This window comes from Streptococcus sp. k-378, assembly GCF_013277505.1.
Taxonomy (GTDB): Bacteria; Bacillota; Bacilli; order Lactobacillales; family Streptococcaceae; genus Streptococcus; species Streptococcus pseudopneumoniae.
Genome location: NZ_VMNC01000069.1, coordinates 41,910 through 54,927, shown reverse-complemented (window position 1 = coordinate 54,927; position 13,018 = coordinate 41,910). Strand labels below are relative to the sequence as shown.

The following is a 13,018-nucleotide window of genomic DNA, read 5'->3' as shown; positions in this document are numbered from 1 at the left end:
TATATACGGCAAGGCGACGTTGACGTGGTTTGAAGAGATTTTCGAAGAGTATAAACCTATCTCCCTCTTAGCGGTAAGATATCCTCTGAAATCATGCGCATATAGTCCTCTTTGAGGGCTTTTTTGTATTTGAGTTTTGGTAGTGCCTTGTCTCCGTGGGCTTCCTTATAGGCCAGATAGTCCTGAGATTCCGTAATGGCTTTTTCACCATTTTGCTTGTCTCGTCCGATGCGGTAGTTGTCCACTACGAACTGGAGTTCATCCTCTCCTATCTGCCAATAATCTGCCGTTTCACGAATCTTTTTCTGGGTTGTTAGCTCAATCATCTCATCCAACTTATGGGTCACAGACTGCCCCTGATAGCTCTTAGCATCTGCTTGGACATTCTGCCAGAGTTTGGAGATGAGGCTGGATAACTTGGGATTGGATTTGTTCAAATCTTCGATATAGTTATCTACCAGACCCTTTTCCTTTTTACCGATAAGGTTTTCCCGATTTTCGATCAAGGCTTGGATGAGAGAGAGGATATAGTGATAGTTTATCTCGTCGGTGCGGATGGATTCGAGCTCATACTCGATATCCAGCAGCACACCTTCATCTTCTTGGTCTTCTTTTCTGCGTCTACGGAGCTCTTCGATGACATTTTGATATTGGCCGGCAAAGTTCTCGATATCTGCTAGGCTGAGACCAATCTCTCTGAGAATGACTTTCTCATCATAGTCCGAATAGACTTGTATAGAAGATAGGAGCTTGTCAAATTCTTGGAAGGCCTTGGCAAAGCGTTTTAATTCTGCATCTGTCGCTGTATCCAAATCAGGCACCTGCTCTGGACTTGGAGCGATGGCTAATAGTTGATGAACCTTCTCAAGAAACTTGGCCTTCTCCTCCTGCCATTCTGGGGCTAAGACACTGGTTTCACCACCATTTGAGTAGAGGCTCAGAGCTTCATCCACCTTTTCTTTAAAACGGCCAGGCGTTTGGAAGGTGACGATTTGGCCGAATTTCTTGCCTTCATCAAAGAGGCGATTGGTTCGTGAAAAGGCCTGAATGATATGCTGTGGTTTCATGGGCTGACGATCCATGAACAGGGTCGATAGGCAAGGGGCATCAAAGCCTGTCAACAAGCGGTCCACAACGATAACCAAGTCCAACTGTTCCTCACAGAAGGCAAAGCGTTCTTTCTTACGGGCCAGACGGTCGTTGAGGTCACTATTGTAGGAAGCAATTGTTGCTAGGCTAAAGTGGGTACCAAACATGGCATTGTAGTCTTCTAGGCTCTCCTCCATGTAGGCTTGGTTGACATAGGAGTTTGCTTCATTTTCTGTCACAGAGTAAGTAATGGCAACCTTAGGGAAGTCTGGCAAAACCTTTTTAACATTTTCCGAAATGCTTAGAGACTTCTCTCCATTTTTGACTTGCTTAATCAGGTTATAATAGGCCTGCGCACGGGCAATGCTTTTGACGGTCAAAATGGCTTCATAGGTTTTTCCTACCCCATTTTGGAAACCGAGTTTGCGTCTTGAGCGATTGAGAATGGCATCTAAAACGGCAAGCATATGGCCTTCGTCATCATAACGCTCCTCGTCAATCTCATCTTCTGCCCAACCAGGCATAGTTGTCTGATACTCCACATTAAAGCCAAGAACCGCCTTGTCATGGATGGCTTCTTTGACAGTATATTGGTGGAGGCAGTCACCGTACTGCTCTTCGGTCGTCTGAGCAAGGTCTCCTTTTTGTTCACGTTTATTTTCTGTAAAGATAGGAGTCCCTGTAAACCCATACCAGAGAGAATTTGTAAAGAAATGCTCTAGGTGGCGCTGGCGTTCAGGAGTCACTGCGCGATGGCATTCATCGACGACAAAGGCTAGTTTGAGTTGTTTGATACGATTGTAGACCTTTTGGTGACGTCCTTCATCAAACTGACGAATCATAGCATTGATTTTCTGAATTGTCGTCACAACGACACGGCGGTCATCAGAAGCCAGATTTTTAACCAATTCCTGTGTATCATCGGTCTCGTCGATATCAATCATATCGTTCTCTGCGTAAGACTGAAACGAACTGGTCGTCTGCTGGTCAAGGTCTGTCCTATCAATCACGAAGATTGTCTTCTCAATGGATGGTATCTGGAGCAGATTGCGCGAAACTTTATAAGAGGTCAGGGTCTTTCCTGAACCAGTCGTATGCCAAATATAGCCCGACTGGCGCTTGCGACTGGCTTCACGGATAGCCTCAATGGCATGTACCTGATAGGGACGCAATAAAATCAAGGCCTTCTTGTCATCATCGATGACAGAATACTGCATGACCATCTCGTGGGCTCTCGGTATCGACAAGACAGACTCTGCAAAGTCAAATAGTTGAGGTTGAGGTCTATTTTCACTATCCACCCACTTGGTCAAGAAGCGTTCATTTAGCTTGTTGGCTTTGGCAGCTGCGATGTAGCGAGTGTCTGTGACATTAGAGACGACAAACATCTGAAGACTTGAAAAAATACCTCTGAACTGTCCTTCTTGGTCGTATTTCTTAATCTGACGAAAGGCATCCATATAAGGATGAGAACGGCTTTTCAGTTCAATCTGAATCATGGGCAGACCATTGATTAACAAAGTCACATCCCCACGGCGCTGGCGAATCCCTTCTCCTCCTGTGATGACTTGGTTGACAACCTCATAGCTGGATCTGCCACCTGCGACATTGTTTCTCCACAAGACTTCCAAGCGAATGGTGCCTAGACTGGCATCTTCACGTTGAACCTGTACCTTGGCAATGCCATTTTCCCCTGCTATCCACTTGGCTGCTTCATAAAAGTTGACAAAATTGAGCTGGTTTTTGATTTGATTTTTCTCTGAATTTGTAAGGGGATGGTCTTGCAAAATGCGGACATTATTGGCTTCCAGCTTGGCAAAAAAGTTTCCCCATAGGAAGTCTTCTGTATTTAACTCAGGTCGATACACCCATTGACTTTCTCCCTTTGTCAGCTGATTGATTAAATCTCGCTCGATAGGCAATTCCTGTTTGGTTTTGGCTTTACCTGCTACAGGGATAGCAGTCTCATCTTTGGGAGAGAGTCTCTGGCTGATATGGAAATCCTGCAAGGCTGCTTGATTGAGATGTTGCAATTTTTTGAGAAGATCTTGCTCCGTCCCTTTTATGGCTTGATAGGCTGCCGTCAAGTCTTTATCTGCATCTAGGTAGTGATGCGGTTTCTTCTTTATTTGGATATAGCCCTGCACCAAATCTTCTAAACGTCCCAGCTGAATAGTAAGCTGGTTCTGGAGTTCCTGAGAATTGCTTCCAGATGCTTCTTTCTGGTTGATAGCTTCTAGGTATTCTACGATGGCAGCATAACTAGGCTGTAACTCAGGTGCTGAAACGATAAGTTCTTGCTCTAATTCTTTTGATAAAGTGTAAGCCATGTTCATACCCCATTTCTACAACGCAAAAAGCCTACCAAAAAGATTGGCAGGTTTTGAAAATGGGTATGAAAACGCGAGTTTATATATATATATATATGCAAGCTACTTATTTGCTTAAATCTGAAAACCATAGGGACTCTTCCTTTTCATTCATCCAAGGCGTTGCAGCATCGAAAAAACAGCGCCTTTACTTCCTTCTATTGTATCATAAAAGACTAGTAGTGAAAAGGTTTCCCATGGTTTTATCTCTTATTTCAGAGTAAAGGTAGTTTCTTTCTTAAATTTTCAATCTATCTATAGACTAAAAGATCTTTTTAGTTTAGAATAGTAATATAAACTATTTTTGTATCATGATAACTTAGAATAATTCATAATTTTTTAATAAAAATAAAAAATATAAATAGGAGAATTTATAATGTGTAAAGTCTATAAATATAGCGAACTATACTCAACAGATTTTATGTCTTATTTTGACAATAAAAAAGAAGTAATATCAGACATTGAACTTCAATCAGATGAATATAGTATAGATATTGATAAAATTATTGCTGAATTAGGAATTGAGGTTATAGAAACATACTTCGATTCGCATTCTGGAAAATATGATGCTGACACTAAAAAAATGTATGTTAATATTTTGGAACCGCTACAGCGTCAACGATTTACTAAGTCTCATGAATTAGGCCATTTTGTGTTAAAACATGAAGGAATTTCTGAACGTGAACAAACACCAGTAGCGAATGCTAAAGAAAGAGCTGCTAACCAGTTTGCAGCAGAACTACTAATGCCGCAAAAGTTAATCATAAAAGCAATCGATAGAATGGCAATAGATTATTCTATGACCTGGGAAGAATTAGATACTTTAAATGATGAAATTATTATTACTTATCTTGCTGAAAAATTAAATGTGTCCAATCCGGCTATGAAATATAGACTTATTAATTTGGGTGTATTGTCCATTTAAGGAGAATTTTATGTTACTTAGGGATAAATTCTATGAAAATTTAGGGACCTATTATTCATCCCCTGAAGAAATAAAAAATCAACTGAATTCAAAAATCTTTAATGATTTTAAAATAGTAATAAATATAATTGGAATAAACCAACCTCAGGAAGATTTAACACCAATTTACAAAATTCAAAATCTAGAACTCTCATCAACAAATAAAAACTCTAAATTGCAAGATGAAATCGATGATATCAATAAATATTTATTAAGTGCAGGTACGGGATTAGGATATAAAGATGAAAAAAATTCATGGAGTTTATTTTACTTAATAAAAGAAATGATTACATCGTTTCAAAGACAAGGCTATAATTACTATAGAGGACAAAGAGAAGATTGGGAAACAGTACCAGGGATATTTAGAAATTTACAAAATAGTGAAGGAAATAAATACTGTAACACTTTTGAATCTCTTTATCTAAATATCTCTAGAGAATTTCCTGATGAAGTTAAATATGTCCCTTTAAATCAAGAAATGTTAGATATCCGAGCTGATGAATTAGCTATCTTACAACATTATGGTTTGCCAACAAGTCTACTAGATATTTCCGAAAATCCATTCATAGCCATGTTGTTTATGTTAGGTTTTGGGAAAATAAAAAATCCTCAGTTAGAGTTCTATAAAATTGACTCCAGCAATGATAGTGAGAATGGAATAATTTCTTTAGTTCATAAGAAAATTACAAATAAGAGAATACGGGCACAAAAAGGTGCTTTTATAAATTTTGATAAACTTATTAAATTTATAAATTTTAAAAAAAATGAAATAGAATTAGAAAATTATAAACCTATCGATAGAATTATTCTAAATATCAAATTTAATATAGAGGCCTCTATTAAGTCTTTAAAAAATCAGCAAAGCTCTAATCATACTAAGCCAGAAGATGATCTATCTTCTAAAAATTTAGACGGAGTAATTAAATTTTTAGAAGGAAAGTCTGTCAAATCAGGTTCTGATAAAAATAATCAAGAGGAAAGAATTTCTGGCGACTACTATGAATTAATTCAAAGAGAACTTTTACGAAAGTTAAAAGAGTACAATTATGAAACAAATGCCTTATTTCCAGATTTTTCAGACTATTTGATTTATAAATCTAAAGAATTCGAATTAAAAGATGATAAAAAATCTAATAGAGCGGTACTTAATGAATTAAAAAAAAATTCAAATAACCTGCCTTATCATAAAAGCAAAAAGAATAGAAAAGGTAAATATAGAATCACAAGAGTCTGGAGAAAAAGTCTTTGAAATCAAAAAAACGCATAATATCAAGAATTATACAACCTTGATATTATGCGTTTTATTGTAGAAAGATTTACTTCATTTTCTCCTGAAATTGAGTTTTTCCCAGCATCCTTGTGTATTATTCTTGTACTTCTTTCTGGGCGTCCTTGCCTTGGTCGAGAAAGGCTTGGACGATTTTCTCATCGCGTAGTTTGACAGAATCGTTGATCATTTCTGCGGACTTGACGATAGTTGTTTCTAGTTGGGCACGTTTCTGACGACCCAATTCAATGGCAGCGACGATACCCTGGTTTTGAGCGACCAGACTTTCAGCCAGTTTGGTAACAGACTCAACAGCGACTGTCGGGCTTTGGGCAATTCGTTCCATCTGCGGAATCACTTCCTTACTGGTTTCAGCTAGCATCTGAAGGGCAGCATTATTGGCATTGACAATGGCATCTGCCACGACACCTGATTTCATGGATTGTTGCAAAATACCCAGTTGGGCAATGGAAAGTTTCATTGTCGGAATCGTATTACGACGAAGCATTCCCAATTTTTGGCGCATATCAGATGACACCTTCACAAGATTTCGCATCTGAGGTGTTGTTGCCCAGGCAACATAGAGACGGCTGACATACTCAGTATGTTGTTGTTCAAGGGTATTGACCACTTCAGCCATGCGGGCCAATTCTTGTGACTTGGTTTGGTATTCTACCGTACTTGTATCGAGTTGGTCAGCTTGAGCTTTCAGTTCTGCAGCGCGCTTGCCAGCTTCTGTCTGGCTGGCTTCGATAAAGGAAATCACTCCCACTAGATTTTCAATGGATTTGGTATTGTCCTCAATCAACATCTCAGCAGAGACGATATTTCGAGCTAGCACATCTTCTTGCTTGACCACTGCGGCAGCCATGCCATCGAGCTTTTGCTCTACTGTTTTTGAGTCAAAGTAAAATTCCTGTAGGGTATTCTTGCTCTTGTTAAACAGTCGTTGCAAAAAGTTTGGCTTCTCTTCTAACTCAGCAATTTCAGCGTTCTTGTATTTAACTACAAAGCCTTGCAACTCACGGTTGGTATTTTTGAGTAGATCATCCACTTGAGGAATCTGCAGTTTCTTTTGTTCTGACAAGATACGGTTGACTGTATTGTTCACACCTTCGACAGCAGATTGTCCAAAATCCAAAAGAGCATTTTGATTGGTGACAAACTGGTCTACCAACTGGGGCACGTGCGCCTTGATCCCTTCTTGTTGCTCAGGGCTCAGCTTCTCAAGGAAGGTCAAGGTCTTGTCTGAGCCAGTATTGGTCTCGATGATTTGGGTTGTCTTATCCACCTTAGCTACCGTATTATTGGCAATCTGGTCAATATCAAAATTAAATTCTGTCATGGTTACTCCTTTGTTTCTAACCTATTCTTTACGATCTTTTTCTAGGATACGCAAACTAATATCAAAATCACGCATATCTGTTTCATTGAGTTCTCTCAACACCTGGTCCAGCTCAAGGTCAAATTGTTCGATAGCTGATTTAGCTTGCTGTAAACGTTCTTCTGCTCGATTATAGTTTTTAGGATTGGCCTTAATCTTCAAATAGCCTTCTAAAATCGTTTGGAATTTCTCCATCTTCAAACTATGAATGGCAGTCAATTCTTCCTTATCTCCCTCGGAAGAGGTGGCAATCTTGTCTAAAATGGCCTGATGGTCAATAGCAATATTGGCCAAGGTCTGGGACAATTCTGGAGCTAATTCCTCTGGCTCCGCATTTTCAAGATCTACCTGACTTTCCCTATCCAAACGTTCTAGCTGAACATCGATGTTTGCCCTTACTGTACGAACCTTTTTGTCAATACGGTTGTAGACATCAGCATTGATATAGGACTTTAGACGATCCGCCTCCTGATGGATTTCCCTCAGTTCGATTAATACTTGATTAGCCAGGCTCTTATAGGAATCTGAACCTTTTTCTACTAAAATTCCCTCTAATTGCTGAATATCTTTGTCCGCCTGACGAATCCGAGCTTTTAAAAGCTCAATCCGATCGTCTAGAGAGGCATCTTGCAAAAGAGGATAGCGCCAACGTTTATAGAGGCGATAACCACCATAGACTAGCAGGACACAAGCCGCAAGCGGAAGAGCATATTGGACCAACAGGCCTAATAAGAACAAGAAGCCCCAAAAATAGAGACAGCCTTTGCAAAAACCATTACCTGATTTCATAAACATTCCTTATTTTCAATTTATAAATCTATTTTAGCACAAAAGAGCAAAATGAGGGCGGAAATCCCCTAGAAAAGAGTTGATTTCTTTGCTGTAGAATGGAGGCTAGTAGAGCGTGGGCTAATTTCAGTAAAGCGGACTCAAACCACAGGCTTCAGTGTTATAAGATTGCGAAATGACCTCTGAGGACATATCAAAACAAAAGCTTGAAATATCGGAGGGGTTGTGTTAGAATTAGAGCATAAAGGGAAAATAATGCTTCTAGCATATATAACTAAAAAGCCCCACCGTGCCACCGATGGGGTTTTTTGCTACCCTCTTAAAGGGTTAACTATTACTTCTTACGTTTCTTAAGACATAACTTGAAAAGTTCAGATAACACGTTAATAAGTAACGGAGCTAGAAACACTGTGAGTAAAGTTTCTAGCATATGTAACACCTCCCTTCCTTAAATTGAGGGAGCCAAAATATAGTAGATTGAAACTAGAATAGTACATCTGGATTTCTAAAATATTACTAGAAATTGATTTGATTGTCCTGATTGATTTGTCCTATTTTTATTTTATTTTACTATATATTATTCACTGACTAAAAAAGAAAACCTACCTTCTCAGTAGATTTTCTCTGTTTAAAATTTATTTCCAAGCGCCACTGCCATCTACATAATAGCCATCTGGTGTGCGTGTATTGCGAAGCATATTACCAGATGATGCGAGATAGTACCACTTATCATTATCTTTGACCCAACCAGTCGCCATAGAACCTGAGTCTTTTAGGTAGTACCAAAAGCCGCTATCTTTTACCCATCCTGTTGCCATAGAACCTGAGTTGTTTAGATAATACCAAGATCCACTATCTTTGATCCAACCTGTCGCCATAGAACCTGAGTCCTTTAGGTAATACCAAGAGTGATTATCATATAGCCAATTGCTAGCAATCATGGCTCCTGATGATTTAAAGGCATACCAGTTGCTACCTTGATAGAGCCAAGTTTGATTGAACATGACTCCTTTATCATTCATAAAGTACCAAGTTCCCTTGTCCTTAACCCAAGCATTTTGAACCAATTGACCTTGTTTTTGATAGTACCACTTTTCACCTTGATTATTTTTTAGATTTAGCCAGCTTTCTGCTTTTACAATCGGATAAAATTCTTTGAAAACTCCTCCATCATCATATTTATGACTGATAGTCCCTGGTTTTACAAGTTTAATATTACCATACTCCTCTGCCCAAGCATAGACTTTTTGACCATTGATAGTTTCTGGTAAGGTAGCAGTGTAGGTCTTGGTTTGATAATCCCATTTAGTATCAAGGTAGGTGTATTGATTATTTGATTCTTTAATATGGTAGTAGCCACTCTTTCCACCATTATATACGTCATCTACCACTTTAGTGGACCAGGTTTTTACTTCATTTCCGCTCTTGGCTTCTACCTTGATATCTCCTCTATAGCCATAAGGTACATAGAAATTCAGGTAACGTCCTTCTGTACCGACCATAGATTTGTCCTTTTCTTGACCTAGGAAATTGATAGTCTGATCTTGACCATTGAGACTGACCGTCCACTCGATTTTCTCAGTTTTTGGCAAATCCAAGACTTTGATATCCACTTCATGGCCATTATTAAATCGAAGAATTTTGCCATCTTGATACCAAACGCCACCCTTAATAACCCATTCTTCTTCCAATTCGAATGCCTTTCCTGAATGAGGGAAAGCTAGTAAAGCTAAACCTGCTAGAGACAAACCAAATAGTGTGATTTTTTTTGATACTTTCATTTTCTTAACTCCTTATTTTTGAAATAAAACAAATTGACTGTTTTCTGGATAAACTGATACATGTTGCTCCTTATTACTGCTTGATGCAGCTTCAAGGACTAGAGGATAAGAGTATTGATACAGTTCCTCTAAAGTGATTTTTCCGTTAGTATTGGTGTCTGCCATAGGCGAAATCATTCTTTTTTGAAGTGAATCCCAACCTGTACCCATTGCCCAGTATCTGGTGGCAAGACTACCTATTCCGACTGCACTATACGATTTTTCACCTTTCCAAGAGGCACATAGTACGAGGAATTTAGAATCAAGCATTTCACCATTCTTGCTTGCTAGATTTCCTGTTGAGAATCCTGCCAAAAATGCTTGTTCATCAAATCTTTCTTCAGACTTGGAGGCAACCTTTTCATCTGATTTACCTACATCTATAATTGTTCCTGAATAGCAACAATCCAGCATAACCACAAACTTACCTTTATATTGTTTCAGTATAGATGCCAATTCCCAACCTGAAAAGGATGTTTTATCGCTACCAATGGCTATCGTCCCATCTTCTCCACCATGACAAGTAAAGTAAAGATAATTTACATCGCTTTCGCTAGAAGATTCAAACAGTTCTTGCATTTTTGCAATAATTTCAGCTTTTGTTTTATCAGGGAAACAAACAACGTTACTAAAGTTTTGATTGCTAAAAACCTTTTCCATAGCATTAACGTCTTCGATAGGTACTGCTCTCGTTGATGTTTCACCAAGAACTAAAGCACGGCGATTAATCGTTTGTCTTGCTCCACTACTAGCAAAGAAATAAGTATCATCTCCAATATTGTGCCAACCTGTCTGCATAGCACCGCTGGCAGCCAAATAATATTGTTTTCCTTCGATAGTCTGTAGGCCAGTTTGCATGACACCGCTAGTATTTAAATAGTACCAACTACCAGAAATCAAACACCATCCTGTTTTCATAGCACCACTAGTATCTAGATAATACCAATTTCCATATTCATTAAACCAACCTGTTTTCATCCAACCTTCACTATCAAAATAGTACCAGGTTTCATTGATCTTTTCCCACCCGTTTTTAGTGTAAGAACCGTCAGAGTGTTTATACCACCAACGGCTATTCGATTGAATCCAACTGCCATTAGAGTGACTATAAGACTTGGGAGAGATAGATTCTTGAGCAGAAACTGGACTATTTACTGGTAGTGTTGCCACTAGGCTCAGTAAAGCAACTGATGACAATAAAATTTTTTTCATAATCATATTGTCCTTTCTGTTTTATTTTTGTATAATCATATCACAAATAAAAAACAGGTTTTATTTTTTGCAGAAATGGAAGAGGAATACTATGGAAAATTTTGGAGCAGTTTTAAAGGATATCCGTATTTCAAAAAATTTTCGTCTTAAAGATTTGGCTTGTGATAAGATTAGTGAGTCAACTATTTCTCGTTTCGAAAATGGGATTACAAAATTATCTATTGATCATTTTTACATATTGTTAAATCGCCTGGGGATATCATTTTCGGAATTTGAAGAATTAGTTCATTGCTATTATTCCAAAAAAGAATGCTTTTTTGAAGAATTAGAACATGCTGTAAACTCTTCAGATATCATTTTGTTACAAGAACTAATAAAGAAAATAGAGCTAAAACAAAAGCAGGAAAGAAGTTTATGCAATTTTCACATAAAATTGATTGCTGAACAACAGATTAATCGCCTTGTAAATCTTCCTTATAATACATCTAAATGCAATGAGATAATAAAGTATTTGCTTTCGGTAGATACTTGGATGGAGTATGAACTGAAAATTTTTTATAATTCGGTGTTTTTTATGAACACTAAAACCATAAGCTTATTATATAGAGCGGTAATCAAGAAAACACGACATTTTTTAAAAACAAATATGGGAACACATAGAGTAATTCCTTTATATTTATTTAATTTAGAATTATTATTAAAAAATAATTTGTTAAATAACGCTCAATTTTTTATAGATGATTTAGAAAATTTACTGACCAGACAAGGATATTATTTTGAAAAGAATTATTTACTCTTCCTAAAAGGTATTTATCTTATAAAAACTAATCAAATAGAGTTAGGTAAAAAAGAATGTTCTAAAGCTATGAGAATATTTAAGGAATATAATGATAGTGATACAATAAATGAATTAAACCAGAAATTTAAGCTAGATCTAACAATTTAATTGTTAAATGATATTGTTTAGAGATATAATTCCTAAAAAATTAGACAAATAATTTATCTATAAGATTTGGTTCTGTATTACACTGAGCTAAGTCTTTCTTAGTTTTAATACATTTGTTATTATATAGGCTTTTATTGATTATTTCTTGTTTTAATTCAGGGGAATAGTAACGATTCTTCCCATTTTTAACACTCTCTATTCCATAACGATCAATTCATCTTGTCACATACCTTAGCCCGAAACATCTACACAAAATCTTTTTGAAAGCTGATTAAAGATTTGTACTTGCTTTCTAAGTTCATAGATCTGAACCTTAACCTCATTTGTCAATCCCATAATAAAAATAAGGACATTCCAATTGAACTGCACCCCAAAAGTTAGACAGAAAAAATCTAACTTTTGGGGTGCAGTTCATATATAGGCGCTATTTTTTCTTGAACAAGCGGATGTAGTCCTGTTTGCTATGAATAATATCTGATACAAAGACAGCTTTTCTGTCCTCTAAAATATGATAGAATGCTAGGTAATCTCCTAAAATGATGCATCGAGTTTTGTGGGGTGGGTATATAATCCCTCCTACTCTTTCGTCAGCATCAAATCCTGCTTCTGGGAAGACTTCAAGACGCTCCAAACCATAAAGAACATTCTTAACTGTGTTTGCTCCTGCCTGTTCTGAAAAGTAGTTAGCTGAGATATAATCTTTAATACCTCTTAGCTGTTCTTGTACCGTTTCGGAGATAATGATGCTATATGCCTTCTCGTTAAATTCCAAGGTTAGCCCTCACTTCATCAAGACTGTAAGTTCTTCCATGTTCTAAATCCTCAAAGCTACGAGCAATTTCAGCACGCAACCCTGATAGAAGTTCTTCTCTTTCTTTATCTACTTGAGTTTCAAATGGCAAGGCTTTATTTTCTACAATATGTTCTAAAAACAAGTTAAAACTGGCTGTCATATCAAGATTTTGCGCTGTGATAATAGCTTTAGCTTTCTCTAACAAGTCTCTGTTAGTCTTAAAATTTACCTGTGTGTTTTTTTCTAAAACATTCATGGTAGCACCTCCTTTAGACTATTATATCACTTTGAACTATACAGGTCTAGTTACGTATAGACGATTATAGCTGGATACTAAGAGAAATCAAAAAGCACTAGGGGAAAACGCCCCAAAGTGCTTAATTTC

Annotated in this window: 10 protein-coding genes and 1 pseudogene; 3 read left to right on the top strand and 8 right to left on the bottom strand. The window is 37.4% G+C overall.

Translation table 11 applies throughout. The features are described 5' to 3' along the window. Positions 1-56: 56 nt before the first annotated feature. Positions 57-3,425 (bottom strand): type I restriction endonuclease subunit R, encoded by a 3,369-nt coding sequence (locus tag HT719_RS07535; protein ID WP_240156563.1) that lies wholly within the window; start codon positions 3,423-3,425, stop codon positions 57-59. Positions 3,426-3,834: 409 nt separating this feature from the next. Between HT719_RS07535 and HT719_RS07530 the strand changes: the two genes are divergently transcribed. Further along, positions 3,835-4,383, top strand: a complete 549-nt coding sequence (locus tag HT719_RS07530; RefSeq protein ID WP_000335401.1) for an ImmA/IrrE family metallo-endopeptidase — start codon at positions 3,835-3,837, stop codon at positions 4,381-4,383. A gap of 10 nt (positions 4,384-4,393) precedes the next feature. After that, positions 4,394-5,671, top strand: coding sequence for an FRG domain-containing protein (locus HT719_RS07525; protein ID WP_023941419.1), 1,278 nt, complete (start codon positions 4,394-4,396; stop codon positions 5,669-5,671). Positions 5,672-5,786: 115 nt separating this feature from the next. On the opposite strand, the gene HT719_RS07520 is transcribed toward HT719_RS07525, so the two are convergent. The 4 genes from HT719_RS07520 to HT719_RS07505 all read right to left on the bottom strand — a co-directional run bounded on the left by HT719_RS07520 (position 5,787) and on the right by HT719_RS07505 (position 10,894). Then, positions 5,787-7,034, bottom strand: a complete 1,248-nt coding sequence (locus tag HT719_RS07520) for a toxic anion resistance protein (RefSeq protein WP_172928744.1) — start codon at positions 7,032-7,034, stop codon at positions 5,787-5,789. Between the two features lie 21 nt (positions 7,035-7,055). Continuing rightward, entirely contained in the window at positions 7,056-7,862 is an 807-nt protein-coding gene (locus HT719_RS07515; RefSeq protein ID WP_166731410.1) for a hypothetical protein, read from the bottom strand. A gap of 635 nt (positions 7,863-8,497) precedes the next feature. Further along, the gene (locus HT719_RS07510; protein WP_172928742.1) at positions 8,498-9,643 is read right to left on the bottom strand and encodes an N-acetylmuramoyl-L-alanine amidase family protein; all 1,146 of its coding nucleotides are present in this window, start codon (positions 9,641-9,643) and stop codon (positions 8,498-8,500) included. A 12-nt stretch (positions 9,644-9,655) separates the two neighbouring features. Continuing rightward, positions 9,656-10,894, bottom strand: coding sequence for a caspase family protein (locus tag HT719_RS07505; protein ID WP_172928740.1), 1,239 nt, complete (start codon positions 10,892-10,894; stop codon positions 9,656-9,658). A 91-nt stretch (positions 10,895-10,985) separates the two neighbouring features. On the opposite strand from HT719_RS07505, the gene HT719_RS07500 reads away from it, so the two are divergent. Then, positions 10,986-11,840, top strand: coding sequence for an Rgg/GadR/MutR family transcriptional regulator (locus HT719_RS07500; protein WP_000427006.1), 855 nt, complete (start codon positions 10,986-10,988; stop codon positions 11,838-11,840). Between the two features lie 124 nt (positions 11,841-11,964). On the opposite strand, the pseudogene HT719_RS11650 reads toward HT719_RS07500, so the two are convergent. From HT719_RS11650 to HT719_RS07490, 3 genes and pseudogenes are all read right to left on the bottom strand, one after another. Next, positions 11,965-12,176 (bottom strand): annotated as a pseudogene (locus HT719_RS11650) (IS3 family transposase); the annotation flags it as partial. Positions 12,177-12,264: 88 nt separating this feature from the next. After that, positions 12,265-12,612 (bottom strand): type II toxin-antitoxin system RelE/ParE family toxin, encoded by a 348-nt coding sequence (locus HT719_RS07495; protein WP_000395510.1) that lies wholly within the window; start codon positions 12,610-12,612, stop codon positions 12,265-12,267. Further along, positions 12,602-12,889 carry a type II toxin-antitoxin system RelB/DinJ family antitoxin gene (locus HT719_RS07490; protein ID WP_023939238.1) on the bottom strand — a complete coding sequence of 96 codons (288 nt, stop codon included), beginning with the start codon at positions 12,887-12,889 and terminating at the stop codon, positions 12,602-12,604. Before HT719_RS07490 ends, HT719_RS07495 begins: the two co-directional genes overlap by 11 nt. Between the last annotated feature and the right edge of the window lie 129 nt (positions 12,890-13,018).